The organism is Roseibium sp. RKSG952 (assembly GCF_009711355.1).
Genome location: NZ_SMMF01000501.1, coordinates 1 through 1,404, shown reverse-complemented (window position 1 = coordinate 1,404; position 1,404 = coordinate 1). Strand labels below are relative to the sequence as shown.

Sequence of the window (1,404 nt, the reverse complement as noted above, 5' to 3'; positions counted from 1 at the left end):
GGCGCGATCTCCAAGACGATCAACATGCCGAACGACGCAACCGTCGAGGACTGCATGGAAGCCTACATGCTGTCCTGGAAGCTGGCCCTGAAGGCAAACGCTCTTTACCGCGACGGATCCAAGCTGTCCCAGCCGCTGAATTCCCAGTTGCTCAGCGATGACGAGGACGAGGCGGAAGAGGCTGCGGACGAAATCGCCGCCCTGCCCCAGACCGCCAAGGCCGGGGTTGTCGCCGAGCGTATCGTCGAACGCATTGTGGAACGTGTTGTCCGCCAGCAGGAAAAGCTGCCCGCACGCCGCAAGGGCTACACCCAGAAGGCCAAGATCGGCGGACATACCGTGTTCCTGCGCACCGGCGAATATGATGACGGGCGTCTGGGTGAAATCTTCCTCGACATGAACAAGGAAGGCTCCGCGCTGAGGGCCTTCATCAACAACTTCGCCATCTCCGTCTCCCTCGGCCTGCAATATGGCGTGCCTCTGGAGGAATATGTCGACGCCTTCACCTTCACCAAGTTCGAACCGGCCGGCATGGTGCAGGGCAATGACGCGATCAAGAACGCCACGTCGATCCTCGACTATGTGTTCCGCGAGCTCGCCGTTTCCTATCTCGGCCGCCACGATCTGGCCCATGTCCCGCCGGAAGCCTTCTCCGGTACGCCGGTAAGTGCGGGCGCGGTCCAGAAGATGGACAAGGGCGATGCCGGTGTCGTGTCTCACGGTCTCGTGCGCGGCCAGACCGAACGTTTCCGGCTGGTCACAGGCTCGGAGCCGGCCGGTGAGATCACCGAAGCGGTCAAGGCCGAGCTGGTCGGGGCTGTTGTTGGCCAGACGGCGACGATCACCACAGCCTTTGCCCGCGGCGCAGAAGCGGCAGTCGCCGTCGAAGTTGCCCCTGCCCCGAAGCCGAACAAGGCGGCCGAACAGATCGCCCAGGCCCGGATGAAGGGTTATGAGGGCGAGAGCTGTGCGGAATGCGGCAACTTCACCATGGTCCGCAACGGCACCTGCCTCAAATGCGACACCTGCGGCTCCACCAGCGGCTGCAGCTAGGGAGCTCCTCGTAATGTCCCGCGTCGCATAGAATGGCCAATTTAGGCCAATAAGTGGCTCAAACAGCCCTGAAACAAGAAAACCCGCCCATCGGAGACGATCGGGCGGGTTTTCTAAATTCGCGAGTATTTGGCACTAATTCTCGCTAAGGATGTATATTGTTGGGGAATCATCAGCTGTGCTCCAATCAACAATGGAGCCCTAGACGAAAATTATTTATCTGAGGCTTTGGAATGCAGAAAATACGCATCGAACCATTGCAAAAATATACGATCAGCGGCGAACTCTATACTAGGCGCCCTTTGATTATCGACTTGATCACTAAGAGCCTGAACGAAAAGAAGTTGAGCG

The 1,404-nt window shown here is 58.8% G+C and carries 1 pseudogene; it reads left to right on the top strand.

Annotated features, from left to right (window positions below):
- Positions 1–1,053: pseudogene (locus tag E1297_RS01810) on the top strand (vitamin B12-dependent ribonucleotide reductase); the annotation flags it as partial.
- Positions 1,054–1,404 lie beyond the last annotated feature (351 nt).